The sequence below is a fragment of the Streptomyces sp. NPDC050439 genome, assembly GCF_040655335.1.
In the GTDB taxonomy this organism is placed as follows: domain Bacteria; phylum Actinomycetota; class Actinomycetes; order Streptomycetales; family Streptomycetaceae; genus Streptomyces.
In genome coordinates this window covers 46,206-71,518 of sequence record NZ_JBFAJT010000002.1, presented here as the reverse complement: position 1 = coordinate 71,518, position 25,313 = coordinate 46,206, and the positions used below count along the sequence as shown (strand labels likewise).

General features: G+C 71.5%; 23 protein-coding genes. 11 read left to right on the top strand and 12 right to left on the bottom strand.

Features of this window, described 5'->3' with window-relative positions:
• Positions 1 to 93: 93 nt before the first annotated feature.
• On the top strand, positions 94 to 759 hold the full coding sequence (locus AB0I66_RS07350) for a histidine phosphatase family protein (RefSeq protein WP_363206790.1): 666 nt from the start codon (positions 94 to 96) through the stop codon (positions 757 to 759).
• 157 nt (positions 760 to 916) lie between these two features.
• On the opposite strand, the gene AB0I66_RS07345 is transcribed toward AB0I66_RS07350, so the two are convergent.
• Positions 917 to 1,783 (bottom strand): class I SAM-dependent methyltransferase, encoded by an 867-nt coding sequence (locus tag AB0I66_RS07345; RefSeq protein WP_363206789.1) that lies wholly within the window; start codon positions 1,781 to 1,783, stop codon positions 917 to 919.
• 113 nt (positions 1,784 to 1,896) lie between these two features.
• A complete protein-coding gene (locus AB0I66_RS07340) occupies positions 1,897 to 2,505 on the bottom strand; it encodes an XRE family transcriptional regulator (protein ID WP_363206788.1) in 609 nt (202 codons plus the stop codon).
• Positions 2,506 to 2,693: 188 nt separating this feature from the next.
• On the opposite strand from AB0I66_RS07340, the gene AB0I66_RS07335 reads away from it, so the two are divergent.
• From AB0I66_RS07335 to AB0I66_RS07320, 4 genes are all read left to right on the top strand, one after another.
• Positions 2,694 to 4,292, top strand: coding sequence for an MFS transporter (locus tag AB0I66_RS07335; RefSeq protein WP_363206787.1), 1,599 nt, complete (start codon positions 2,694 to 2,696; stop codon positions 4,290 to 4,292).
• Between the two features lie 143 nt (positions 4,293 to 4,435).
• A complete protein-coding gene (locus AB0I66_RS07330) occupies positions 4,436 to 5,296 on the top strand; it encodes a class I SAM-dependent methyltransferase (protein WP_363206786.1) in 861 nt (286 codons plus the stop codon).
• Positions 5,293 to 5,979, top strand: a complete 687-nt coding sequence (locus tag AB0I66_RS07325; RefSeq protein WP_363206785.1) for a GNAT family protein — start codon at positions 5,293 to 5,295, stop codon at positions 5,977 to 5,979. Before AB0I66_RS07330 ends, AB0I66_RS07325 begins: the two co-directional genes overlap by 4 nt.
• Positions 5,980 to 6,015: 36 nt before the next feature.
• A complete protein-coding gene (locus tag AB0I66_RS07320) occupies positions 6,016 to 7,668 on the top strand; it encodes a helix-turn-helix domain-containing protein (RefSeq protein ID WP_363206784.1) in 1,653 nt (550 codons plus the stop codon).
• 33 nt (positions 7,669 to 7,701) lie between these two features.
• Here the strand turns inward: AB0I66_RS07320 and menC are convergent, their stop codons facing one another.
• The 6 genes from menC to AB0I66_RS07290 all read right to left on the bottom strand — a co-directional run bounded on the left by menC (position 7,702) and on the right by AB0I66_RS07290 (position 13,787).
• Positions 7,702 to 8,802, bottom strand: a complete 1,101-nt coding sequence (menC, locus tag AB0I66_RS07315) for an o-succinylbenzoate synthase (protein WP_363207828.1) — start codon at positions 8,800 to 8,802, stop codon at positions 7,702 to 7,704.
• Between the two features lie 41 nt (positions 8,803 to 8,843).
• Entirely contained in the window at positions 8,844 to 9,659 is an 816-nt protein-coding gene (locus tag AB0I66_RS07310) for a GNAT family N-acetyltransferase (RefSeq protein WP_363206783.1), read from the bottom strand.
• On the bottom strand, positions 9,656 to 10,765 hold the full coding sequence (locus AB0I66_RS07305) for a M20 family metallopeptidase (protein WP_363206782.1): 1,110 nt from the start codon (positions 10,763 to 10,765) through the stop codon (positions 9,656 to 9,658). The genes AB0I66_RS07310 and AB0I66_RS07305 overlap by 4 nt, the downstream gene beginning before the upstream one ends.
• A gap of 23 nt (positions 10,766 to 10,788) precedes the next feature.
• The gene (locus tag AB0I66_RS07300; protein WP_363206781.1) at positions 10,789 to 11,826 is read right to left on the bottom strand and encodes a membrane dipeptidase; all 1,038 of its coding nucleotides are present in this window, start codon (positions 11,824 to 11,826) and stop codon (positions 10,789 to 10,791) included.
• Between the two features lie 117 nt (positions 11,827 to 11,943).
• Positions 11,944 to 12,930, bottom strand: coding sequence for an acetylxylan esterase (locus AB0I66_RS07295; protein ID WP_363206780.1), 987 nt, complete (start codon positions 12,928 to 12,930; stop codon positions 11,944 to 11,946).
• Positions 12,927 to 13,787, bottom strand: a complete 861-nt coding sequence (locus tag AB0I66_RS07290) for an SGNH/GDSL hydrolase family protein (RefSeq protein ID WP_363206779.1) — start codon at positions 13,785 to 13,787, stop codon at positions 12,927 to 12,929. Before AB0I66_RS07290 ends, AB0I66_RS07295 begins: the two co-directional genes overlap by 4 nt.
• Before the next feature lie 107 nt (positions 13,788 to 13,894).
• Here AB0I66_RS07290 and AB0I66_RS07285 point away from each other — a divergent pair, with 107 nt between their 5' ends.
• Complete coding sequence (locus AB0I66_RS07285) at positions 13,895 to 15,124, top strand: helix-turn-helix domain-containing protein (RefSeq protein WP_363206778.1); 1,230 nt, start codon at positions 13,895 to 13,897, stop codon at positions 15,122 to 15,124.
• Positions 15,121 to 16,260 (top strand): winged helix DNA-binding domain-containing protein, encoded by a 1,140-nt coding sequence (locus AB0I66_RS07280; protein WP_363206777.1) that lies wholly within the window; start codon positions 15,121 to 15,123, stop codon positions 16,258 to 16,260. The genes AB0I66_RS07285 and AB0I66_RS07280 overlap by 4 nt, the downstream gene beginning before the upstream one ends.
• A gap of 30 nt (positions 16,261 to 16,290) precedes the next feature.
• Here the strand turns inward: AB0I66_RS07280 and AB0I66_RS07275 are convergent, their stop codons facing one another.
• Positions 16,291 to 17,424 (bottom strand): polyprenyl synthetase family protein, encoded by a 1,134-nt coding sequence (locus AB0I66_RS07275; RefSeq protein ID WP_363206776.1) that lies wholly within the window; start codon positions 17,422 to 17,424, stop codon positions 16,291 to 16,293.
• A gap of 214 nt (positions 17,425 to 17,638) precedes the next feature.
• Here AB0I66_RS07275 and AB0I66_RS07270 point away from each other — a divergent pair, with 214 nt between their 5' ends.
• A complete protein-coding gene (locus tag AB0I66_RS07270; protein ID WP_363206775.1) occupies positions 17,639 to 18,043 on the top strand; it encodes a hypothetical protein in 405 nt (134 codons plus the stop codon).
• A 19-nt stretch (positions 18,044 to 18,062) separates the two neighbouring features.
• On the opposite strand, the gene AB0I66_RS07265 is transcribed toward AB0I66_RS07270, so the two are convergent.
• Positions 18,063 to 19,892, bottom strand: coding sequence for a GAF domain-containing protein (locus tag AB0I66_RS07265; protein WP_363206774.1), 1,830 nt, complete (start codon positions 19,890 to 19,892; stop codon positions 18,063 to 18,065).
• Positions 19,893 to 20,124: 232 nt separating this feature from the next.
• Here AB0I66_RS07265 and AB0I66_RS07260 point away from each other — a divergent pair, with 232 nt between their 5' ends.
• Positions 20,125 to 21,501 carry an FAD-linked oxidase C-terminal domain-containing protein gene (locus AB0I66_RS07260; RefSeq protein WP_363206773.1) on the top strand — a complete coding sequence of 459 codons (1,377 nt, stop codon included), beginning with the start codon at positions 20,125 to 20,127 and terminating at the stop codon, positions 21,499 to 21,501.
• A gap of 34 nt (positions 21,502 to 21,535) precedes the next feature.
• On the opposite strand, the gene AB0I66_RS07255 is transcribed toward AB0I66_RS07260, so the two are convergent.
• Together AB0I66_RS07255 and AB0I66_RS07250 are read right to left on the bottom strand one after the other, a co-directional pair.
• Entirely contained in the window at positions 21,536 to 21,895 is a 360-nt protein-coding gene (locus AB0I66_RS07255; RefSeq protein ID WP_363206772.1) for an STAS domain-containing protein, read from the bottom strand.
• A gap of 374 nt (positions 21,896 to 22,269) precedes the next feature.
• Positions 22,270 to 23,571, bottom strand: coding sequence for an MFS transporter (locus AB0I66_RS07250; protein WP_363206771.1), 1,302 nt, complete (start codon positions 23,569 to 23,571; stop codon positions 22,270 to 22,272).
• A 56-nt stretch (positions 23,572 to 23,627) separates the two neighbouring features.
• Here AB0I66_RS07250 and AB0I66_RS07245 point away from each other — a divergent pair, with 56 nt between their 5' ends.
• Together AB0I66_RS07245 and AB0I66_RS07240 are read left to right on the top strand one after the other, a co-directional pair.
• On the top strand, positions 23,628 to 24,596 hold the full coding sequence (locus AB0I66_RS07245; protein WP_363206770.1) for a DUF5937 family protein: 969 nt from the start codon (positions 23,628 to 23,630) through the stop codon (positions 24,594 to 24,596).
• A gap of 35 nt (positions 24,597 to 24,631) precedes the next feature.
• Positions 24,632 to 25,303, top strand: a complete 672-nt coding sequence (locus AB0I66_RS07240) for a DNA alkylation repair protein (RefSeq protein ID WP_363206769.1) — start codon at positions 24,632 to 24,634, stop codon at positions 25,301 to 25,303.
• The last annotated feature ends 10 nt before the right edge of the window (positions 25,304 to 25,313 follow it).

The window sequence follows — 25,313 nt, the reverse complement described above, 5'->3', positions numbered from 1 at the left end:
GTGGTGCGGTGATGCCGCGGTGCCGTGCTGCCGGATTTCGGTGGCAGAGTGGAAGAGCTTGTTCCGTCGCCGCCCAGGGAAGGTAGTCCCCGCATGCGCCTGCTGCTCATACGCCATGGCCAGACCCCGTCCAACCTCAAGCACCTCCTGGACACCGGGGTCCCGGGCCCGGCGCTGACGCCGCTGGGGCAGGACCAGGCGGCCGCGCTGCCGGAGGCGTTGGCGGCGGAGAAGATCGATGCCCTGTACGTGTCCACGCTGCTGCGCACCCAGGTGACGGCCGCGCCGCTCGCCGCCGCGAGGGGTCTCGAGCCGCGGATCAGGGACGGCATCCGGGAGCTGTCCGCCGGAGACCTGGAGATGCGGGGTGACCAAGAGGCGGCTGCCGTCTACATGTCCACCGCTTTCGCCTGGTCCGGGGGAGACGTCGAGCGCCGGATGCCCGGCGGCGAGAACGGCCGGGAGGCTCTGGGACGCTTCGACGGCGTCGTCGCAGAGGCTGCCGCGACGGGAGCCGAGACGGTGGCGCTGGTCAGCCACGGTGCCGTGATCCGTACGTGGGTGGCGGCCCGGGCGGTCAACGTCGACGTGGAGTACGCGGCGAACCACCCGCTGGCCAACACGGGCGTGGTGATCCTCGAAGGATCACCCGACGAGGGCTGGCAGGCCCTGGTGTGGGAGGGGCGCCCGCTGGGCCCGGAAGGCGAGTCGCCCGAGGACAGCGGTCCGACAGGAGAAGCACCCGTGCCGGTGGCCTGACACACGGAAGGGTGCGGCCCGCCCCAGTGGCCCGCCCAGCGGGCGCGGGAACGCGAGTGACCGTACGGTGGCCGAAGGCGTTCCCGAGGACGCCGTGGGTGGGCCCGTCTTCGTTCGCACGTGACGGGCCCGCCCCTTTTTCATGCGGGTGTTCGGCTCAGGCGCGGCGTGCGGCCCATACGGTGCGCTCGGTGCGGAGCGCGAGATCATCGCGGCGCAGGACGCCGTCCGGGCCCTCGGTGTCGAGCAGCCGGTCGAGGGAGGCGAGGTCCTCGGCGGTCAGCGCCTGGGCGCCGGCGCGCAGGCGCTTGAGGCTGTTCAGCGCGTACCGGCCGACCGCCGGGCTGTTGGTGCCGTCGACGTGCACGCTGATCGTGCGCTCGGCCTCGACGGTGAATCCGGCGGCCGCCAGCTTGGGACCCCAGTCCGCGCCGCGGTGCGGCACGCGCTCGGCCGCGTGATGATCGAGCGCGGCGTGGCAGCGCTCTTCGAGGCCGGGCCGGTCCTCCGGAGCGTCCGCGGGCAGGAAGCGCGGGAAGCCCGCCAGCTCGACGACGGCGAACAGGCCGCCGGGCGCGAGCAGATCGTGGGCCCTGCGCAGGGCGCGGTCGGGGTCGGCCATGTGGTGCATCGACGCCGACGCCCACACCAGCTCGGGCCGGCCGAGGTCGGGCCAGTCCGCGTCGAGATCGGCCGCCACCGTGCGCACCCGGTCGGCCGTCCCCAGCTCCTCAGCCTTCGCTCGCAGACGGTGCAGGTGATCGGCCGACGCGTCGACGGCGGTCACCTCCGCCTCGGGAAAGCGGGCCAGCAGGGCGAAGGTGCCCGCCCCGGTCCCGCATCCCAGGTCCACGATGTGCCGCGGTGTCTTCCCGACGGGCAGCCATGCGGTGATCGACGCGATGTGCTCGGCGAGCACCTCCGCGTCCAGATCGAGGATCTCGGCCTGGCTGTCGGTGTCCGGTGCGTGCTGGGGGTGGTGGTCGGTGCCGTGGTGGCCTGCGTGCGAGGGAGCGTGGTTCATGCACCCGACGCTAAGCCGGTCATGCGTTGGGGGCAGCAAGTATCCCCGGATGCGCAAGAAGATGGCGCGCTGCGCTGCCGTACGCGCAATCACCTGCCCCTCGCGTCGGAGCGTTACAGGCCGGAGTGCTTACCGTCGTCCTTGACCGCCTCGTCCGCCTTCTCCGCGCGCTGATGACCACGGCGGGCGTCGCGGTCGAAGATGCCCAGAATCTCGCACGGCCCACCCTCGGCGCCGATGGCGTGCGGAAGCATCGTGGGGAACTCCGCGGCCTGGTTGGTCTCGATGCGGAAGCGCCGGTTGCCCAGCAGCAGGACCGCCGTGCCGGACAGCACGACGAGCCATTCGCGGCCGGGGTGCGCGCGCATGCGGGCGGGGTTGTCGGGCGGCGGGTTCGTCATCCGCTGGCGTACGACGCTCATGCCGGGTTCTGCCTTGATCGGCCAGCGCATGAGTCCGTGGGCCGCGTCGATGGTCGGGCTGGCGATGACGTCGTCGGTGGCCGTCTCGACGAGTTGGTCCAGGGAGGTGTCCAGGGCCCGGGCGAGGGTGACGAGCTGGTCAAGAGCCAGACGGCGCTGACCGTTCTCGATGCGGCTGAGCGTGGACTGGCTGACCGAGGCGCGGGTGGCCAGCTCCTCCAGGGACCAGCCCTGCGCCACGCGCAGGGCACGGATCCGTTTGCGCACCAGGCTGTCCATTTCGCCATTGTCTTGCGTCATGGGCAACATCGTATGCCTGGTCCGCAAGGCGTGCCTATCTTCGTGACGTAGCCCCTGAACCGCCGGCGCCGTCACACGGCACCGCGCGCGGGGCGCTGCCCCGCCCCTTCGCGCCCCTCGTCCGATACGGCGCTGATCCTGCACGCCCTCGGACACACCCCTTGACGCTCGCCCTTGGAGAGGGACCCATGAGCACGAACCACCCCCGGCCTCCACAGTCGAGCGCTGCCGCTCCACCTCCCGCTCCCGTCGGCGCCCATGACGTCGGGGCGCCGGACGCGCGACAGCGCCGTACGATCCTGGTCGCTGTCTGCATCGCCCTGATGGCCGTGATCGCCTCGGTGTCCGGGCTCAACGTCGCCCAGCCCGACCTCGCCATGGCCTTCGGCGCCTCGCAGAGCACCATTCTGTGGATCATCAACATCTACACCCTCAGCCTGGCCGCCCTGCTCCTGCCCCTTGGCGCGCTCGGTGACCGCTGGGGCCGCAAGCCCATGCTGCTGACCGGTCTGACCGTGTTCGGCGTCGCCAATGTGGTGGCCGGTCTCGCCCCGTCGGCCGAAGTCATGCTGGGCGCGCGCCTGTTCAGCGGCGTCGGCGCGGCGATGATCATGCCCATCACGCTGGCCGTCATCACCTCCACGTTCCCCGCCGAGGAACGCGGGCGGGCCATCGGCGTATGGACCGGGGTGGCAGGAGGCGGCGGCATCCTGGGCATGTTCCTCTCCGCCGCGCTGGTGGACGTGGCGAGCTGGCGCTGGCTCTTCGTCCTGCCGATCGCGCTGGTCGTCGTGGCCCTCGCCATGGCGCTGCGGTCCGTGCCCAACTCCCGCGACGAGTCAGGGCGCAGGTTCGACACCATTGGCGCGCTGACCTCCGTCGTCGCGGTCGTCGGGCTCATCTTCGTCCTGCAGGAGGGATCCGAGCGGGGCTGGACCGCCCCCGCGACCCTGCTCGGCCTCGTCGTGGGTGCCGCGGCCGCCGTCGGGTTCGTGGTCTGGGAGCTGCGCCGCAGGGACGCGGCGCTCCTGGACGTGCGCCTGTTCGCCGAGCGCTCGTTGGGCGGCGGCTCGCTCACGCTTCTTGTGGTCTTCGGTGTCCAGGCAGGCATCTTCGTCGTGCTCTTCCCGTTCTTCCAGGCCGTGCTCGGCTGGTCGGGCCTGCTGTCCACGCTGGCCCTGATGCCCATGGCCGTGCTGATGATGGCGTCCTCGGGCCTTGCCCCCAAGCTGGCCGTGCGGATCGGCGCACGCTCGACCATGGCGGCGGGCATCCTGCTGGCCGGGGCCGGTCTGGCGCTCATGGCGCTCTTCGTCTCCGTCGACGGCGGCTACCTCTCCGTCCTCCCCGGCATGCTCGCCATGGGCACCGGCATGGGCCTGTCGATGACGCCCTCGACCGAGGCCATCACCAACTCGCTGCCGCGCGAGCACCAAGGCGTGGCCTCCGCACTCAATGACGTCACACGGGAGTTCGGTACCGCGCTCGGTGTGGCCCTGCTCGGCGCGCTGCTCTCGGCCGGCTACCGCAGCGCCATCGACGCCCGACTCGACGGCCAATCCGACGGCGTCGCCGACACCGCACGTGAGGGCGTCGCCAACGCCATCGGGGCAGCGGACGGCTCCGGCGCCCACGCACAGGCGCTGGTCCGCGCCGCCCAGGAGTCGTTCGTCGACGGCTGGCAGCAGGCCATGTGGGCGGGCGTCGTTGTCATGGCCGCCTTGTTCCTCTACATCCTGGCGAGAGGGCCGCGGCGCCCGGTAGTTGAGGGGGACCGGCGGGCGTGAGGGGGTCAACACGGTGCCTCCGCGCCGCACTCGCGGCCTAGAAAGGGGCTCCATCCGGTAAATCCCAACTGAAGGAGTGATCTATGCGCTCGCAGGAGTGACGCTCCTTGCTGGTGCGCCGACAGTGTTGTGACCATCGCCGGATGAACGGACAGAAGCGGAAGGCCGAGTTGGATGGCGTCGCCGAGACGACGCTATGGACGTTGCACCACCGCGCTCTGGCCGCGAAGGACCCCGGCTCGGCACTGCGGGACCCGAAGGCGATCGAGGTGATCGACGCGGTCGACTACCCCTTCGAGGGGCGGTTCGGCACCGGCAACTGGGGCTACGCGCAAGGGATGGCCGTACGGGCACGCTGTTACGACCGCGAGGTGGGACGTTTCCTCAAAGACCACCCCGACGGCACGGTCGTCTCGCTCGGGGAGGGTCTGGAGACGCAGTTCTGGCGGGTGGACAACGGCCGGGTGCGCTGGCTCGGGGTCGACCTGCCCGAGGTCGCCGAGCTGCGCCAACGGCTGCTGCCGGACGCGCCACGCCACCGCACGCTGCCCTGTTCGGCCACCGACACACGGTGGATGGACGAAGTGGACGCCTCGCGCGGGGTGTTGATCATCGCCCAGGGGATGCTGATGTACCTCCCGCGCGATGTGGTCCACCGGCTCATCGAGGCCTGCGCCGCCCGATTCCCCCAGGCGGAGCTGGTGTTCGACACCCCGCCCGCCTGGATGGCGGCCCGCACCGTAGCCGGCCGCTGGAAGTACCCCGCCGGGTACCGCCCGCCGCCCATGCTCTGGGGGATGACGCCGACGGAACAGCGCAAGCTGCGCACGGTCCACCCGAACATCACCGCCGTGCGGGCGGTCCGCGAACCACGGGGCCGGGGATTCCTCTGCGGATGGCTCCTGCCGCTGGCCAACTTCCTTCCTGCGATCCGTACGCGAAAACCACTCTGGGTCACGCGCGTGTCGTTCGGCCCGAATCAGCCCCAAGGAGTCAACCGATGACCGAACGCCTGGAAGCCGCGCGGGAGCAGGCCCACCTGTGGCCGCCGCGAACATCGCCCCAGGCGCGGGTCGACGAGCGGCCGCCGCCGGTGCCGGAGCAGCGTGCGGTCCTCGTGGAAGGCAGCACGCTGCGCCTGCGGGAGTTCCTGCCCGGCGATGTCGAGGGCGTGCTCGGCATCTTCGGCGACCCCCGCACGACCCGGGAGTTCGGCATGCCGCCCTTCCGGCACGCCGACGCCGCGGCGCTGGTCGAGCAGGCACGGGCAGGTGCCCGCCGGACTCCCCGCACGCACTACCGCCTGGGCGTCAGCGAGATCGCCACGGGTGAACTGATCGGCTCGGCGAAGCTGATCGTCGAGGACCAGTCGGGCGAGGGCGGGATGGTGCGCGTCGGCTACCGCAGCGCGGAGGTGGGCCTGGCCCTGCGCGCCGACCGGGTCAGCGTGGGCCACAGCGTCGAGATCGGCTTCCTGCTGGGCGTCCTGGGCTTCGACCGGCTCGGCCTGCACCGCGTCTGGTCGGGCTTCATGCCGTCGAACGTCGCCGCGCAGCGGGCCATCGAGAAGGCCGGCATGGTCCGAGAGGGGCGACTGCGCCACTACGGCCATGTCGACGGGGTGTGGCACGACATCGTCCAGTACTCGATTCTCGAGGACGACTGGAAGGCCCTGCGCGGCCGCTGAGCACGTCAGTGACAGTCACCCTCTTAGTCTGAGGTGGTGATCAGTGACGTGCCCGCGAACCTTCGCACGAGTCTTGCCCGCGTGCTCGAGGACTTCAGTCCCGCCCTGCTCGATCTCGTGCACGGCAGCCCCGGACCGACCGACGAGGTCGGCGGGGTCGTCATCCACGACCCGGGGGACGCGGTCGCCCACCCGCCGCGCGCCATCGTGCTGGGCGTCGGCGTCTACGGGGTGAAGGAGATCGCCCGGCTTCTGCGCGAGCTGGGCGAGGACGGTGCGGCGGCCCTGGTGGTGCGTGGCCCGGTGGAACAGGACGAGGCGCTGGCCGAGGCGTCGGCGGCCTCCTCGGTGGTCCTGATCAGCCTCACCCAGGGTGCCTCGTGGTCGCAGCTCACGGAGCTCCTGCGGACGTTGCTCACCGAAGGGGACATCGGTGACGCGGGGGTCGAATCGCTCGGGGGAGTCCCGTCCGGTGATCTGTTCGCGCTGGCCAACGCCGTCGCGACCCTGCTGGACGCGCCGATCACGATCGAGGACCGTCGCCAGCGCATCCTGGCCTTCTCGGGTCGTCAGGACGAGGCCGACCAGTCGCGCGTCGCCACGATCCTGGCCCGCCAGGTGCCGGACCGGTATCTGCGGATCCTGGAGAGCCGGGGCGTCTTCAGCGAGCTGTACCGCAGTGACCGCCCGGTGCACATCGCCCCGGCGACGGTCGAGGAGGGGGAGACGGCCATCCCGCGGGTGGCCGTCGCGGTGCGCGCCGGTGACGAGTTCCTGGGGTCGGTGTGGGCCGCCGTCGAGGAGCCGCTGACCCCCGACCGTGAACAGGCGTTCCAGGACGCGGCGAAGCTCGTCGCCCTGCACCTGCTGCGCCACCGGGCGGGCGCCGACGCGCAGAACCGGCTGCGGGCCGACCTCGTGAGCACGGTGCTCGAAGGCGGGACGGGCACGGTGGACGCCCTGGACCGGCTCGGTCTCGTGAGGGAACCCACGGTGGTGATGGCCATGGGCCTCGCCGGGGAGAAGGGTGATCACGCTCAGCTCGCGGCGGAACGCCAACGCCTGACCAGTGCCCTGGGCATTCACCTCAACGCGGTGCAGCCGCGATCGGCGCTCGCGCTCCTCGGGGACGTGGCCTACGCCGTGGTTCCGGTGCCGGCGGGCCCGGTGGCGGGCCGGGAGCGTGCGGAGCAGATCGCGGCCAATTTCGTGGAGCGGGCCGGCAAGAGGTCGCGGGTGGTGATCGGCATCGGCTCGGTGGCGACCGACCCGTCGGCGCTTGGCCGCTCACGCACCAGGGCGGACCGTGCGCTGCGGGCGCTGATGAGCGACCTGGGCAGCAGGCGGGTGGCGTCGATCGGCGACGTATACATCGACGCGTTGCTCTTGGACCTGCGGGACCTGGCCGCGGTGCAGGGCGACGAACTGCTGAGCCCGGTGGCCCGGCTGGTGGAGTACGACACACGGCACCGCTCACACCTGGTCGAGACGCTGCGCGCGTGGCTGGACGCCTTCGGCGACATCATCGCCGCGTCGGCGAGCGTGTTCGTCCACCCCAACACCTTCCGCTACCGCATCCGACGGGTCGCCGAGGTGGCGGAGGCCGACCTGCAGGACCCGTCGGTGCGGTTCGCGCTCATGCTGCAGCTGCGGTTGATGCGTTCCTCGGGCACGGACGCGCGGGAGTAGGACGGGAGCACGCGGGCCGGCCGATCGTCGCTGCTACAGCTGGATCCATTCCTTGGCCGTGGTCACCTGCTCAAGGATGTCGTCGAGCGGTTCGACGCCGAGTCCCGGCCCGGTGGGGACGTCGAGATGGCCGTCGGCCAGTTCGAAGGGCTCGGTGATGTCCGTGGCGAAGTAGCGGCTGGAGCCCGACGTGTCGCCGGGGAGGGTGAAGCCGGGCAGCGCGGCAAGCGCGACGTTGGCGGCGCGGCCGATCCCGGTCTCCAGCATGCCTCCGCACCACACCGGGACGCCGTGGGCCACGCACAGGTCGTGGATGGCCTTGGCCTCCAGGTAGCCGCCGACCCGGCCCGGCTTGACGTTGATGATCGATCCCGCGCCCAGGGTGATGGCCGCCGCGGCGTCCTCGGCGGACTCGATGGACTCGTCCAGGCACACCGGCGTACGCAGCTGCTTGGCGAGCGCGGCGTGCTGGACCAGGTCGTCGTCCGCCAGCGGCTGCTCGATGAGCAGGAGGTCGAAGGCGTCCAGCTTGGCCAGCTGACGGGCGTCGGCCAGGGTGTAGGCGGCGTTGGCATCCACCTGGAGCAGCAGGTCGTCGCCGAAGCGTTCCCGCACCGCGCGGACCGGCTCGATGTCCCAGCCCGGCTCGATCTTGAGCTTGATGCGGACGTAGCCCTCGTCGATGAACCCGCCGACGGCGTCGAGGAGTTCGGGGATCGAGTCCATGATGCCGACCGAGACACCGCACGGAACGCGCTCGCGCTCGGCGCCGAGGTAGGACCCGAAGGACTGGCCACCGGCGCGCAGTTGGGCGTCGAGAACGGCCGTCTCCAGGGCCGCCTTGGCCATCTTGTGGCCCTTGAAGGGCTTCATGGCGCGCTTGACCGCGTGGGCGTCCGCCGCTGCGGGCAGCGCCGGGATCAGGAAGCGGCGCAGCACGTCGGCCGCCCCGTCGACGTACTCGGAGCAGTAGCGCGGTTCGGACATGGCGACGCACTCGCCCCAGCCCTCGCTGTCGGGCGTGACCACGCGGACGAGCAGGACGTCGCGTGCGGTCTCGACACCGAACGAGGTCCGGAAGGGCGCCCGCAGGGGCATCGCGATCCGGCGCAGTTCAATTCCGTTGATCTTCATGCTGCTCATGCTGCTTGGCTCCTGGTGGAGTGGTTCGGGTGTCACGCGGTGGTGGCGCGCGTGACGACGTAGAAACTGCGGTCGTGGAAGCCGGTGACGCGGGCGCCGTCGGCCAGCAGGCCGCCGAGCACGTCGCGCATCGCGAGACGCCAGGCCTTGGCCGCGCCGGGGTCGGTGCGACGCATCCCCTCGATGTCCGGCGGAACCTCGACCAGCAGGGTGGCGGCGTCGGTGCGGCCGACGACGGGCAGGCCGTCGCGCATGGACAGCGCGATCGCGGCGTCGTCGGGGACCGTCACGGACACGGGGCGCGAGGCTGCGGCGGCGATCGCCCCGGCACCGTTCAACTCCCAGGCGACGAGCGCCCGGTCGGTGTCGTCACCGCCGTTGATCACGTCGTCCATCGGCCCGTAGAAGCTGGTGAGGTACTCCACCGGCCGCCCGCCCAGTTTGGTCAGATTGAAGTGGGCGTTACGGCGCACCAGCGGGTCGTAGGTCCAGGTGATCCGTCGCAGCCCACGGTCCAGGGCCCATTCACGCTGATGCAGCTTGAGGGCCAGGCCCGCCCGGTGGCCGGGCAGGGCGCCGGTGACGTGCGAGTGCAGGGTCTCGCCGACCGGGGCCGCGAAGAACGCGACGGACGCGCCGACCAGTCGGCCGTCGTCGAAGGCTCCGGCGACGTAGTTGCCCGCGTGGGAGAGCGCCCGCATCTGCTCGACGCCCATGGGGGAGGCGCCGGGGGCGCTGCCCCAGATCTCCTCGAACAGGGCGTTGGCGCCCTCCAGCGCACCCAGGTCGTGCAGTTCCTGTACGACGAGACCGTGTGCTGTGGGCTCGCTCGCGGTGGTGGCGCTCATCGGGCGACCTCCTCGACGAGGGCGGCCAGCAGTCGGGCGCGGGGGACCATCTCGGCGACGATCAGGTGTTCGTGGTCGGCGTGTGCCCCGCCGCCCACTGCTCCCAGGCCGTCGAGGGTGGGGCAGCCGAGCCCGGCGGTGAAGTTCCCGTCGGACGCTCCGCCGACCGCCGCCGACGACAACGGCCCCAGACCCAGTTGCGTGGCGAGGCGATGGGCCCGCTCGAACAATTCGGCGGAGGAGGTCAGCTCCAGCGGCGGCCGGTTGGGGCCGCCCAGTACGTCGAGGCGGGCGCCGGGCACGGTCGGCTTCAGCGCATGCATCGCCGCGTCCACCCGCTCCTGCGCACTGAGCGTCGGGACACGGACGTCCACCGAGACGTGTGCCTCCGCGGGCACCGTGTTGGTCGTCGTGCCGGCGCCGACCACCGTGGGGACCACGGTGGTGCGCCAGTCCTGCGGGGCGCCGACGTTGATCTCCTCGGCCAGTCCTTCGAGGGCGAGGGTCAGATGCGCGGCCTCCACTGCCGCGTTGATGCCCTTCTCCGGCTCCAGGCCGGAGTGGGCCGCCTTGCCGTGCGCCACCAACTCGTAGGCGGAGGTGCCCTTGCGGGCTGTCTTCAGCGCGCCGCCGTCGGCCGCGGCCTCCAGGACGAAGGTCGCCGCGCACTGCCGCGCCACCTCCTCGATCAGCGGCCTCGACGCGTCCGAACCGGTCTCCTCGTCGCCGGTCACCAGGACGCAGACCCCCTCCAGGGAGGGCAGCGAGGCCAGCGCGTGGAACATCTGCACGAGCCCGGCCTTCATGTCGAAGATCCCAGGACCGCGCGCGACGCCGTCGGCCACCGACCACGGGTGCGTGGCCAGTGAGCCCATCGGCCACACCGTGTCGTGATGACCGAGCAGCAGCACCCGGGGCGTGCCGAACATCCACCGCAGGTGGGTGACGCCGTCGACGACGATGCGTTCGGGCGGGACGCCCAGGTGGCGGGTCCCCTGCGCGGCCACGACGTCCGCGCTGCGCGCCACCGCGGTCAGGTCGGAGGAGAAGGACTCGCACACCACCAGTTCCTCGAGGTCCGCGAGCATCGCCGGAAGATGGGGCATCTGCTGTCCTTGTGTCGCGCCGCTCATCGGGTCCTCCCCAGTTGCTCGCGGAAGAGGCGCCGGACATTGCCGCCGAGGACCGCGCTGATGGTGTTCTCGTCAAGGCCCCGCTCGACCATGACCTCGGTGAGGGCGGGGAGCTGTGCCGGTCCGTCCAGACCGGGGAGCGAGGCGTCGAGGGCGATGCCGTCATAGCCGCTGTCGTCGCAGCACGGCGGGGTGATGTCCTTGGCCACCTCCCGCAGGAAGTCCGGGCCGATGCCGACGTGGTCGACGCCGACCAGCCCGATGACGTACTCGATGTGGTCGACGACCCGCTCGATGGTCCGCGACTCCTGTTCCGTGGCCAGGAAGGCGGGGAAGAAGTTGACGCAGACGACGCCGCCGGTGGCCGCGACGCCGCGGATCTGCTCGTCGGTCAGGTTGCGATGGTGGTCGCACAACGCGCGTACGGAGGAGTGCGAGGCGATCAGCGGCCGGGTGGAGAGCTCAAGGACGTGAGCCACACCGGACGCGCCCAGATGGGAGATGTCGAACACGATGCCGAGGCGCTGCAGCTCGCGCAGCGCCTCGGCACCGGCCCCGGTGAGTCTGGACCCGGTGGAGTCCTCCCCGCTGCCGTCCCCGAGCGCGGACCGCCCCCAGTGGGCGATCGAGACCATCCGTACGCCGAGGCGGTGCAGGGTCCGGAACAGCTCCACGTCCGCGTCGACGCCGGGGGCGCTCTCCAGGGCGAGCACCAGGGCGATCCGGTCCGCCGCGAGGGCGGCGTCGATGTCGTCGCCGTCCAGACACAGGCGTACGTGCTCGGGGTTCCCCTCGGCGAGGGCGTGCGCGCACTCGATCATCCGCAGGGTGCGGCGCAGCGCGCCTTCCGGCCGGAACTGGTCGTCCACGAACACCGGCAGGACCTGGATGTTCACGCCGCCCTCGCGCAGCTGCGGAAGCCAGCGCTCGCGGAAGAACTCCGCCCATCGGTGCGGTGGCCGCTCGACCACCGACATGAGCAGATCGTTGTGCGTGTCGGCGACGACCGTTCGGCTGTGCAGATCTTCGGTCACCTTCGACTCCTCCTCAGTTGCATGCGTGCGACGCTATGCGACTTTGGAGGGGCGCGGTTCGTAGGAGGAGACCAAGATCAGTCATGTTCTCCGTAACTCCGGACAACCGGCCCGGCGTCAGGCGCTCCCGCCACCTCCCATGCCCCGGTGGCCGATCGCCTTGGCGTTGCGCCGGAAGTCCGACCAGACCGGTGAGGAGCAGGCGCCGCAGTCGGCGCCGAAGAACTCGGCGCGCGCCTCTTGGTCGCCCATCAGGAAGTACCGGAACCAGGCGGTGATCGGGCCGCGGAATCCGCCGCCGTCTCCCGCGGGCGTCACATGCGAGGCACCCGCCAACTCGCCGTAGACGGCGGGGACGTGATCGGCGTTGTCGTAGCGGGGGATCACCAGGAGCTCGGGGATGACCACGAGGTCGCGCTCACCGCCCAGGATGAACATGGGTCCCTTGAGGTCGCCGATCCTGCCCTGGGGGCCCGGCTCGATGGGGACGGTCACGTCGACGCGCGGGTCCGCGCCGGCGTTGATCGCGCCGCCGCCGCCCTGCGAGTGCCCCGACGCCCCGACCTTGTCCAGGTCGACCTTGCCGTAATACGGGCTTCGGGGGTCGGCGTCGGCCTTCTTCAGTACGTCGATGCCGTCGAGCATGGCGCTGCCGGACCCCGCTTGTGTGGTGTTCGCGGCGATCACGATGAACCCGTGTGAAGCGAAGTGCGTCAGGAGTCCGTCGTAGATGACCGGCGTCACGAACGAGCCGTTGCCCCAGATGATCACCGGGTGCTTCGCGCAGCCCCGGCTGCCGAGCGCGGTGGGGCGCAGGATGGTGTGGCTCAGTCCGGCGCGCTCCTTGGTCACGGTGAAGGGTCCTTCGTCGGCCCAGTGGCCGCCGACCGACGGACAGCTGCCGGCCGCGCGGGCGGCCGTTGCCGGGCCGGTGCCGTCCGACTGCGCCAAGCTTTGGCCGGTGAGCGCGAGGGACAGCGTGAGTGACGCGGCCAGCACGGTGGCATATCGACGTACTGCGGACGCGGCCGATGCGGCGGAGGACCGCCGCGTGCGGTGGTTCATCGGCATGGGGTTCTCGCGTCCCGGGACACCGGCCGTCACGGGCGCGCCGCCGCCTTCGCGATGGCCTCACCGAAGGCAGCCATGCCGCGGGCGTTGGGATGCAGGGGTGCCGCGACGCTGGTGGGCACCAGACCCTCGATGTAGCGCTCGGACGGCGCCGCGCAGGTGTCGTGCCCGGCGCTGACGGCAGCGGTGTCGACGTACGTGGCGCCATGAGCCTTGCTCTGCTCGGCGAGCACGCCGTTGAGCTGGTTCACGCGTGCCTGGAGGTAGTTGCCGTCCTTGTCCCAGATGGGCTGGGTGGGCCAGCAGCCGTCCTTGCGGATGTAGGTGGCGTAGCCCGCGACGACGACCCGGGCGTTCGGGGCGCGCCGGTGGACCTCGTCGAGGGCCTGCCCGAAGGAGGCGCGCCAGGCCTCGATCGCCTTCGCCGTGGGGTCGCCCTTGGCCGCGGCGGTGTCGGCGCAGGAGATGCCGGCGGGCTTGGGCAGGAGATTGACGCAGCCGAGCGCGGTGCCGACAAGGCTGACGTCGTTGCCGCCGATGGTCAGGGTGACCAGGTCGGTGCTCGGCTTGAGGGCGTTGTACTGGGGCGGCAGCAGGCCGAACTGGCGGCCGGAGAAGTCGCCGACCTTCGCGCCCGAGCAGCTGACGTCGGTGAGCCGCGCGTCCAGCGCCTCGGCCACGACGGCCGGGTAGTTGCGTGCGGAACGCAGACAGGACCACTGGCTCTGGTCGGGGATGAGGGGTCCCGCCGCGAAGGAATCGCCGATGGCGACGTACTCCAAAGGCTCCTCGGCCTGCGAGGCGGTCGCGCCGGCCGGGGACACGCCGAGGGCGCAGGCGGACAGGGCGGCGGCCATGACCGCGGTGGTGCGGGCGCGTGTGGGGCGCACGGGCTCTCCTGGGTGGGGTGTACCGGGGGTAACGGACGCCCTTATGATCCGGGCCATCGACGCCTTGGTGTTCTAGGCGCGCAACCAGACTTTCCGGGGGGTCAGTTGTGACCGGTGACAAAAGCGTGGGCCGTTTCCTGATCGCCGACGTACCGGGGCTGGCCGCGACGGTCACCCGGCGCCTCGCGGACGACCTGCCGGTCTACGGGCGGCTGCCCGCCGAGGAACTGCACGGGGACGTCCGCGCCATCGTCGACATGACGATCCGGGTCTTCGCCGACGTGCTGCGCACGGAGCGCATGCCGCCCCCGGAGTTCCTCCGGACGGTGCGCCGCTCGGCGGCCAGGCGCGCGGAGGAACGCATCCCGGTGGAGGCGGTCGTCAGCGCCTACTACTACGGGGCCCGCATCTGCGTGGAGGAGGTGACGGCGAGGGCCGAACCGCAGGACCTGATCGAGGCCCACCGGCTGCTGCTCGACTGCCTGCGGGAGATCACGGCCGCCGTCACGTCGGGGTACGTGGAGGAGAGCCAGTCGCTGATCGGGGAGCGCGACGCGGCCCGCCACACCGTCCTGTCCGCCCTGCTCGACGGCAGAGGCCCACAACTCGACTCCGCCCAGCCGGGGATACGCCTCCCGCCGTGCTACCTGGTGCTCGCCTTCACCATCGGCCGCCACCCCGACGAGGACCGCGCGGACGTCGACGCCACCGTGGCCTCCCGGCGCAAGATCAGACGCCTGCGTACGGAGCTCGACCGCGCCCTCGGCCACCCTGTCCTCTCCCGCCTCTCGGCCGACGAGGGGCTCGCGCTCATTCCGTCCGACCTCGCGCCGGACCGCGCCGCCGACGGCGACCGAGCCCGCCTGGAGAGGCTGACCACATCCCTCATCACCGCCAGCGGCGTGCCCCTGGTCGCGGGTGCCGCCGCGAGCACCCCGGCCGACGTCCCGCACGCCGTCCGCCTGGCCACCGAGCTGCGCGACACCGCGACGGGCACCGGTCGGCCTCCGGGCGTCTATCCCCTGACCGCGCTGCTCCTCGACTACCAGCTCACCCGCGCGAGCCCCGCCCGCGCGCACCTGGCCGCCCTGCTGACCCCCTTGGCGGACGGCCCCGATCTGACCGCGACCCTGCGCACGTACTTCACGTCGAACCTGGACCGCCGCGAGACGGCGGCCCGCCTGCACGTGCACCCCAACACCGTCGACTACCGCCTGCGCCGCATCGCCGCCCTCACGGGCCTCGACCTCGCTGCACACACCGATCTGCTGACGCTGCGGGCCGCGCTGAGCGCGTACGACGCGCGAGCGCGGGAAGGGCACAATCCTTCACTGTGACGATCACCGCGCGCGAACTGAACCGGGCCACCCTCAGCCGTCAACTGCTTCTTGAACGTGAGCCGTTGACCGTCCAAGAAGGCATGCGGCGCGTGGTCGCGCTCCAGGCACAGCAACCTGCCTCTCCTTACGTCGCCCTGTGGAACCGGCTCACCGGCTTCACCGCGGCGGACCTCGACGCTGCGTTCGCCGAGCGTTCGCTGGTCAAGGCGACCCTGATGCGGATCACGCTGCACGCCGTACACGCCGAGGACTACCCCGCCTTCCGTGCCGCGTTGCAGCCCACCCTGTACGCCTCCCGGCTCGGCTCCCGCTTCGCCGCCTCGGGGCTGAGCCCGGACGACGCCGACGCACTGGTGCCGGAGCTCCTCGACTTCGCCGCACGGCCGCGGACCTCGGCACAGATGCAGGCGTGGGTCGAGGAACGCCTCGGCGCGGAGAAGAAGGAAGGGGCGTGGTGGGGGCTGAAGGGGTACGCGCCGTTGCACCACGCCCCGACGGAACATCCCTGGTCCTTCGGTCACCGGCCGTCCTTTGTCGCGGCCCCGCACGGATTCGTCCCTACGGGCCGGGCGGCGGACCCGCAGGCGCTGCGGACGTTGATCCTGCGCTATCTGGCGGGGTTCGGGCCCGCGTCGGTCGCGGACGTGGCGCAGTTCGCCATGGTGCAGAGGGCGCCCGTCCGCGCGGCGTTGCTCGCGCTGGGCGACACCGTCGAGCAGCTCAAGGGACCGGACGGGGACGTGCTCTTCGACATCCCGGGCGCCTCCCGGCCGCCCGCCGAAACTCCCGCTCCTGCCCGCCTGATGGCCATGTGGGACAGCGTTCTGCTGGCCTACTCCGACCGCGGCCGGGTGATACCCCCGGCCTACCGGCCGTGGGTCATCCGGCGCAACGGCGACGTACTGCCCACGTTGCTGGTCGACGGTCATGTCGCCGGTGTGTGGCGTCCGCTGGACGACGGCATCGAGGCCACGGCCTTCCACCCGCTGCCACCGGAGACCTGGGATCAACTCGCCGTGGAGGCCCAGGCCTTGACGGCTTTTCTCGGTGAGCGTGAGGTGACGGTCTACAGCAGATACCACCACTGGTGGGCGAAGCGTCCCGAGACCGCGGGCGAGGTGCGGATGCTGTAGCCGCCGATGGTGTGCGGGCTCGTGTGCCGCTCAGCGGGTCCTGCGGGTGTTCCACAGCGGCAGTTGCTCGAAGAGGGCGACGGCCTCGCCGTTCCAGTGCCGGTGCCAGGAGGCGGCTTCGGCGGCAGCGGCGTGGGCGTGCCGGTCGATGTCTGCCTGGACGCGGGCGGGGATGTCGTGCCGGTGGGCGATGCTCCGGACGCGGTCGATGACCTCCGGGGTGCAGCCGGGGTCGGCGAGGGCGGCTCTGACCGTCTCGTGATCGTCGCCGTCGGTGGCGGCGAGGAGTTCGCGGGTCAGGTAGGTGTGGCGGCCTGCCCGCAGGTCGGCGCCGCTGGGCTTGCCGGTGAGGCCGGGGTCGCCGAAGAGATCGAGGTAGTCGTCGCGCATCTGGCCGCTGAGACCGGCCAGTCGGGCATAGCGGTGCAGGCTCTCCTCATGTTCGGCCAGGTCCTGGCCGGCGGCGAGGAGGCCAAGGCGCATGGGAGCCAGGATGGTGTAGCGAGAGGTCTTGTACTCGCACACCGTCTCCAGCAGCGCCTGCTCGCCCTCCTCGCCCTCCTCGCCCTCATCGCCTTCGGCGGCTGAGGGGTGCACGTCGCGTTCGAGGTCGAGGACCTGGCCGATGACGGTGTCGGTCGTCACCCCGAGCTGGACGTCGAGCATGGCCTGCTTGCGGTCGGCGGGCAGGTCGGCATCGAACAGGACGCGCAGCGCCAGGAAGCCGGCGAGGTCCCCCGTCATCATGGCCAGACCCAGCGCGGCCTGCGGGTGGTCGGGGAGGTCTGCGCGGCACGCGTAGTACGTCGAGGGGCCGCCACGGCGCAGCGGCGAGTCGTCCATGATGTCGTCGAGGATGAGCGCGTGGCTGTGGAGCAGTTCGAGACTCAGCGCGGCTTCCGTGAGCCCCGGTATCTCCTCCCGGGTGGCGAGGGCGGCAGCCTCGTAGAGCAGGGTGGTCCGGATCCGCTTGCCGCCGCGCAGTGACAACTGCGCCAGGAGTTCCAGGCAGCGGGACGGGAAGCGGCCGAGATGTGCGCCGTTGAGGTCACCCGAGAGCTCGGCGAAGTACTTCTCGAAGGCCGCGTCGAAGCGCCGCCGGTGGCCTGCGGCACGCTCGAAGGCGCCGGCGGCGCTGGCGGTGCTGGCGGTGCTGCTGTTCATGGAGGTTCGGGCCGACCTTCCTGTACGGGTGCGGTGCCCAGCCTGCCATTCGGCGAGAAAGGGTCCGCCACCGGCACCGGAGAGGTCGTCGACAGGCCATGTTGCGCCCTATTCCTGCCGGGAATTGGAGTGGGTTGTTCCTGGAAACAAGGATTGCTGGCCGATGCCCGTTCCGATAGCGTGCCCGCACCATCGGAGGCGTGAGGAGAGTGCCATGCCATTCGTTTTGTGCTCGGACTTCACGATCTTTCCCGACGACCTGCAACTGGGGCCGATCTTCACCCTGTCGGGAATGGATTTCCAGGATGCCCCGAGCAGCAAGTTCACCTCCTTCGTCAACCGCACTGCCGGGCTGAACGGCCTGCAGTTCGGTGACGTCGGGCTCGAGGTCACCCTGCCCACCATCGTCCCGTGGGCACGTATGCACGTGGGTCAGTTCAACACCGCGTTCACCATCGAAGCCATCGACCCGAACGGCACCACAGTGCACACGTATTCCGCCAACAAACCCAACTCCTATTACTTCGCGAATTTCCCCAGGGGGGATATCGCGTCCTTCCGTTTCACTGGCGGCGGAAACGAGGGAGTCATCGTCTCGCTCTGCGTATTCGTGCCCTGAAGCAGCCCGGCCAGGTGTTTCACGCTGCTCCGTACACCGTGTCCAGGAGGTTGGTGACGAAGCTGTCGAGGTCGTCGAGCCCGGCCGCCGCCTGCGTGGCGGGGCCCTCGGCCACCAGATGGGGGAGGGAGGCGTGCAGGGCCAGCGTGACGGCGGCGGCGCGCTGCGGGGTGACAGGGAGGCCGGCGCTGCGCTGCGCGTTGGCCAGGTACGCCCCGACCGTGGCCGCCAGGTCGCCGCCCCGCCCCCGAGCCCGGTCGTGATCGAGCAGCGGGCCCACGGTCGTCCGGACGAAGACCTGCGCCTCGTCGGCCCCGGCTTGGGCGAACAGGGAACGATAGGCGCCCAGTTCGGCCGGCTCGGCCACCACGCCCTGCCTGCCGAGGGCCCGCAGCATCGTCGCCGTCTGCCTGGCCTCCCGGTGCGCCCGGCGGATCTCCCCGACGCCCTGCCCGCACGCGGCGAGGCCGACGGGCCCGGCGAGAGCGCGCTGTTCCACCAGTGCCCTGAGCGCGGCCAGGTCGAGACCCGGCACCAGGAACGTGATCTGGTCGCCGAGCTGGGCGCTCCAGCCCGTTGTCTCCTGGGCGAGCCGCGCGATCTGGTCGGCCGTGTGGTCGGTGTCGCGGACGTCCACGACGGCCACGGCCGCCACGGAGTCCACGTCCATGCCCGCGCCCAGCGCCCGGCGCCGTACACCGGCCTCGTCGGCCTCGGCGGAGAGCAGCGAGGTCAGCACCTCGCCGCGGGTGCGCAACTGCGTCTCCAGGACCGAGCGTTCCAGCGCGGCCACCAGCGCGACGGTGACCGCGCCGATCGAAAGCAGCCGTACGTCCTCGTCGTGGAACGCGCGCTCCCCGGTCGCCACGAGTGACCCCGTGTGCCCGCCGCGGACGACCACGGGCAGGGCCACGCCGTGGCGGCCGTCGTGCTCGAACCGGCGTGCGGACTGCGGCTCGTCGCCCGTCCAGGGCCGCGGGCGCTCGCACCGCGGCCCGGCGACCAGTTCGCCGTGCGAGTCGAGGACCGACACCGTAAGACCGGTGGCGCCGGTGATGGCCTGCGCGACCTCGCGATAGCCGCCCCCGCCGACCACGACGTCGGTGAGCCGTTCGCGCAGCTCGGCCTCGGCCCGGCGCAGAGAATCGCTGGCGCGCAGCGTCAGGTTGGCCTCGCGCAGGTCCGCGATGAGCGCGGCGTTGCGCAGGGCCACCGCCGCGTGGGCCGCCAGCGCGGCGAGCAGCTCCACCTCGCGGCCGGTGAACCGGCGCGGGCTGCGGTCGGCGGCGAGCAGCACCCCGACCGGCTCGTCGTCGACGATCATCGGCACGCCCAGGATCCCGCCGAGCTGCTCGGCGGCCGCGGCACTGTCGACGGCGGGGGAGCGGTTGATGGCCGGGTCCTCGCGGTAGCGGACGGTCGACTGCGGAGCACCGCTGCGCAGGACGAGTCCCCCGAGGCCCGTGCCCGGATCGAGTTCGATGCCCCGCAGGGTCGAGCCCATCGAGCCGTCGACGGTCTCGATCCGCAGCCGCCGGTCGTCGTGGAGCACCATGATGTAGGCGAGGTCCACGGAGAGCAGGCGCCGCGCGTGCGCCGCCACTTCCCGCAGTACTCCGCTGGACGCGGTCAGTGCCCCCAGGCGCCGGGCCAGGTCGTTGAGCGCCGCGAGCTCGGCCGACTCGCGCTGCTGGCGGTTCATGCGCCGCAGGATCTCGCGGGCGTGCGCGGCGGAGTCCTCGACTTCCGCGGCGGGCCGGCCCTCGGCGAGCAGCGCGCGGCGCAGCGCGTCGATCTCGTCGGGCGACGGAGCCTCGGACAGCAGCCGCAGCCAGCGGTTCTCACCCATGTGCACCCCCTCATGATGCAGGGAGCCCCGCGAGCCCACTGTGGAGGGTCTCTCCGTGGCAGGGGCCGGAGCATGGAGATCATCTCCGTACGGATCGCCGTGCCGCCGTGTTTCGATCGACATCAGCAGCACCGCCCGCGCCGGCCCGGCGGTTCTGCGCCGAGGGGACGGATACAGGCATGCACGCCACCGGAAGGCCCGCCTCGGGGCGAACCCACCGAGAGGACACACGATGAACACCACGGTCGTTCGAGCGATCCTCGAGCACCTTCCCGCCGACCGGGTGCTCACCGATCCGGACAGCGTCGAGGCGTTCCGCCGTGACCAAGCGGCATGGGCGCCCAGCGGTCGCCCCGCGGCCGTCGTCCGCGCGACCTCCACCCAAGAAGTCGCCGACACGGTCCGCGCCTGTATCCGTCACCGCACCCCGGTCGTGGCCCGCGGGGCGGGCACCGGCCTTTCCGGGGGAGCCAACTCGGGCGAGGGGCACGTGGTCGTGGCGCTCGACGCCATGGACCGGATCGTCGAGGTGAGCCCCTTGGAGCGGCTCGCCGTCGTCCAACCCGGGGTGATCAACGACCACTTGCGGGACGCGGTGGCCGAGCACGGTCTCTGGTACCCGCCCGATCCGGCCAGTTCTCCGTGGTCGACCATCGGCGGCAATGTGGCCACCAACGCCGGCGGCGTCTGCTGCGTCAAGTACGGCGTCACCGGTGACTACGTCCTGGCCCTGGAGATGGTCAACGGACGCGGCGAGGTCGTGCGGCTCGGCCGGCGTACCGCGAAAGGCGTGGCGGGCTACGACCTCACGGGGCTCGTCGTCGGGTCGGAGGGGACGCTGGGCATCATCACGGAGGTGACCGTCCGCCTGCGGCCCCTGCCGCCGTCCGCGGTCACGGTCGCCGGGCATTTCGGTTCCGTCGTGGACGCGGGAGCCGCCGTACGCGCGGTCGCCGAGGCGGGGCTGACCCCCTCGGCGCTCGAACTGATCGACCGGCACTGCCTGCGTGCCGTGGACGCGTGGAAGAACATGGGCCTCTCGCTCGACGCGGACGTGGTGCTCCTCGGCCGGATCGACGAGCCGGGCGATACCGGCGCCGCCCAGGCCGAGCGCATGGTCGACTGCTTCCGCGATGCGGGCGCCTCCTGGGCCGAGCGGTCCACCGACGAGCACGAGGCCGACGCTCTGTTCGCGGCCCGCAGGCTCGCCTATCCCGCGCTGGAACGCCTGGGCCCGGTGCTCACCGAGGACGTCTGCGTGCCCAAGGAGCGCATCCCGGAGATGCTCGGCCGCATCGAGAAGACCGCCGCCCGGCACGACATCCTCATCGCCAACATCGCGCATGTGGGTGACGGAAATCTGCACCCCCTGTTGATCACGGAGCCCGGCGACGACGGCGCACGCACGCGCGCCCAGGCCGCCTTCGAGGAGATCATCGCCGACGCGATCGCCCTGGGCGGTACGGTCACCGGCGAGCACGGAGTGGGCCTCCTCAAGCGCCCGGGGCTCGCCGCGGAGGTGACGCCGGAGGTGATGGCCATGCAGCGGGCCGTGAAAGAGGCCCTCGACCCGTACGGGGTGTTGAACCCCGGCAAGGTGCTGTCCTGAACGGCACCGTCGGCCGGCGGCTCGCGGAGGGGGACTACGACAGACCTTCCCCCGGGTTGCGCCTGCCCTCGGTCCTGGGCTGCTCCGCCAGCAGTCGGTCCACGCCGAGGAGCTGAAGGATCTGCCGTACGGCCTTGGAGGGGTGGAGCACGACGAGGCGGCCGCCCGCCGCCCTGCTCCGTTCGTGATGTGACAGGAGCGCGTTCACCCCGGAGGAGTCGATGAAGGTGACGTTGGCGAGATCCAGCTCGACCCGCTTGCCCAGCAAGGGCTCCAGCACCGTCGTCAGCGACGGCACGCTGTCCATGTCCAGGTCCCCGCACACCCGGATCAGCACGGGCTCCAGGCCCAGGACCGCATCCACATGCAGGGGTTGAGGTGAAGCGGGAGCCATGCTGCGTGGTCTCCTCAGGTACATGGACCGGTCGGTCGGTGGCTACTCCTCCGTCGCGCATGAATATGCCCCGAAATGCTGCGCCGCACGCACGGCAGAAGTGGAACGCTGCTTGCAGGAACACCCCGGGCGGAGTCGGTGCCGTGCTGGGGTGGGCAGACCTCCGGATCATACGGTGCGTCTGCGCGGGCCTCGCCTGGAGTGCTCCCTCCTCGAGAGGCGAGGCCCGCTCCCTCGACCAAGTGCACAGGAGCCCGCGCGACTCCCGGTCGGTGCGGCACTTGAGAGGCTGCCCTCGCTGCCATGCCTGCCCTCGTCGGCGGCAGGTAGACGGGCCAGATCGCGTCAAGCAGAGGCGAAGGGGCCGGCGGTGCTCAGGCCGGCCGCTGCACGGGGGTGGGGCGGGCCTCGTTCGCGACGGCGGTCTGCGGCAGTTCCCGCCGGGTGCGCACGGGGGACAACAGGACCGGCAGGAACGCGACCGACATCAGGACCCCGCCCACCCACAGCGCTGCCCGCAGCCCGGCGAACTCACCGAGCACGCCCGCCACGGCGGAGCCGACCGCGATGGCGCCGGTGAGAAGAAAGCGGAAGGTGGCGTTCATGCGCCCCAGGAGGGCGTTCGGCGTCAGCTGCTGGCGCAGGCTCACGCCGAGCACGTTGTCGACACCCATCTTGAAGGTCACCATCAGCCAGCCGGCAGCGGCCACATACAGCCAGACACCGCGGCCGATCAGCGGTACGAGCAGGGCGGCGGGCGCCAGGCAGAGGCCGACGAGGCCGAGGGTGCGGCCATAACCGACGCGTCCCGCGATGGGGCGCGCGGTGCGGGCGCCGAGGAAGATGCCGACCCCGCCGACCGCCCAGTAGAGACCCAACACGCCCTCGGGCAGATGCAGGTCGCGTACGAAGAGCAGCGGGAGCAGGGTGTTCACGATCACCGCGCCGAAGTTGAGCACGGCGGCCGTCAGGGCAAGGGCCCGCAGCTCCGGATTGCCCAGTACGTGCCGAAGGCCCTGGCCTATCTCGGCGCGCAGACCGGTGGCGCGGTCCTTTTCGCGCGGAGCGGGCTGTGACGGGCGCACGCCCGTGAGACTGATCGCCGAGGCCAGGTATCCGACGGCGCTGCAGGCCACCGCGAGCGGGGCGGTGAGCAGCTGGACGAGTGCGCCGCCCGCTCCCCGGCCCGCGACGCTGCCCGCGGCCTGGAGGCTGACCATCGCGGCATTGGCCCCCACCAGCCCGTCCCGGCCCACCAGTTGGGGCAGTACGGTCTGCGAGCCGACGTCGAAGAACACGGTCGCACAGCCGTTGAGCAGCACGACCACATAGAGCTGGCCGAGCGTGAGGTGGCCAAGTCCCCAGGCCACCGGGATCGAGGCGAAGAGCGCCGCCCGCACCACATCCGCGGCGATCAGCACCCGCCGTTGCCGCATCCGGTCCACCCAGGCCCCGGCGGGCAGTCCGATGAGCAGGAAGGCCGCGGTGCCGAGCGCGGCGAGCAGCCCCACCTGCCCTGCGCTCGCGTCCAGCGCGGTGACAGCGAGCAGCGGGACGGCGACGTACCCGATGTTCGTGCCGAGCTGGCTGATCGCGGTCGCGGTGAACAGGGCGCGGAAGTCGGCTGTCCACAGGGAGCTCGTGCTGCCCGAGGGGCGGTCCGGTCGTCGGTGCATGGCGCACAAGCTGCCCCATGACCTGCGCAGCCCTTTAATGATTTAGCGTGAGCTGAATGCTGCAGATCGAGTTCACGGCCGAGGACGTGGCCCGCACCCGCTTCGCGGTCTCTCCGCTGTGGGAGGTCGTGGCCAGCGTGCGGGTCCTCAAGGGCGCAGACGAACAGGGACTGCACCGCGACTGGGCCGATCAGGTCCGCCCCCGCCTCGCGGCCACCAAGTTGGATCTGGCGCCGCTCTCTGCCCTGGTCCAGGTCCCCACGTATGGCATCCCGGGCTTTCTGGTTCCTCCGCCGACCACCCCGCAGCCCTCTCTCGACGTGGAACTCGCGGCGCTGCGCACGACCCCCCTGGAACTCCTGCGCACCACGTCGGAAGCGGCTCAACCGGGCGTCCAGGCCCTGCGCGCGGATCCCGGGCGCGGCCTCGGCCGGCTCGCGGACACCATCGCCGCCTACTGGGAAGTGGCGATCGCCCCGCACTGGCCGCGCATCCGTGCCCTGCTCGAAGGCGACATCCTGCACCGCGCCACACGCCTGGCCGAGGGCGGCGCCCGGCGTCTCTTCGACGACCTCGACCCCCAACTCGCCTGGGAATCGGGCACCTTGAACCTGCAGCACCGCTTCGTCCGCGGCGAACGTACCCTGGACGGCCGCGGCCTCCTGCTCTGTCCCTCCGCGTTCATCTGGCCGCGCATCTTCTCCACGGTGGGCCACGACTCCTGGCAGCCGACCCTGCGGTATCCGCCCCGGGGCGTCGGCACGCTGTGGCACCCCCGCGCCGTGGCGCCCTCCACCGCCCTGGCCGCCGTCCTTGGCCGCTCCCGGACTCTTCTCCTCACCCACCTCACGGCCCCCGCCACCACGACCGACCTCGCCGCGCGCACCGGCCTCACCCCCGGCGGCGTATCGCAGCACCTGACGGCGATGCGGGCCGCGGGCCTGGTGACCGCGCACCGCACAGGACGGCTCGTGCTCTATGCGCGGACGAGCGTGGCGGAGGCCCTGCTCACGGCGGGCGGCTAGGCTGCTTTCTCGTACGTGACCGACGGGAGGCTGAGGTGGCCGGGACGGCGTTGGCCGAGGTGCTGGCCGAGCTGGCCGACCTCGAGGACTCGCGGGTACGCGAGGCGAACGAGAAGCGCGGTGACGATCACGGCGTGAACCTCGGCAAGCTGCGCGCCCTCGCGAAACGGCTGAAGACCCAGCAAGAACTCGCGCGCCAACTCTGGGGGACCGAGGACACCGCGGCGAGACTGCTGTCGCTCCTGATCTGCCGCCCGAAGGCATTCGAGCGCGACGAGCTGGACGCCATGCTGCGCGAGGCGCGCGCACCCAAGGTGCACGACTGGCTCGTGAACTACGTGGTGAAGAAGAACCCTCACGCGCAAGAGCTGCGCCTGACCTGGCTCGCCGATCCTGATCCCGTGGTCGCGAGTGCGGGCTGGGCGCTGACCACCGAACGCGTGGCGAAGAAGCCCGAGGACCTGGACCTCGCGGTGCTGCTCGACGTCATCGAGGCGGAGATGAGGGACGCGCCGGAGCGTCTGCGGTGGGCGATGAACCACTGCCTGGCCCAGATCGGGATCGACCGCCCCGAGCACCGCGCCCGGGCCGTCGACATCGGCGAGCGCCTCGAGGTGCTCAAGAACTACCCCACCTCCCCGGGCTGCACGTCACCGTTCGCGCCCACCTGGATCTCCGAGATGGTGCGCCGACAACAAGCGGGCTGAGAGGCTGACT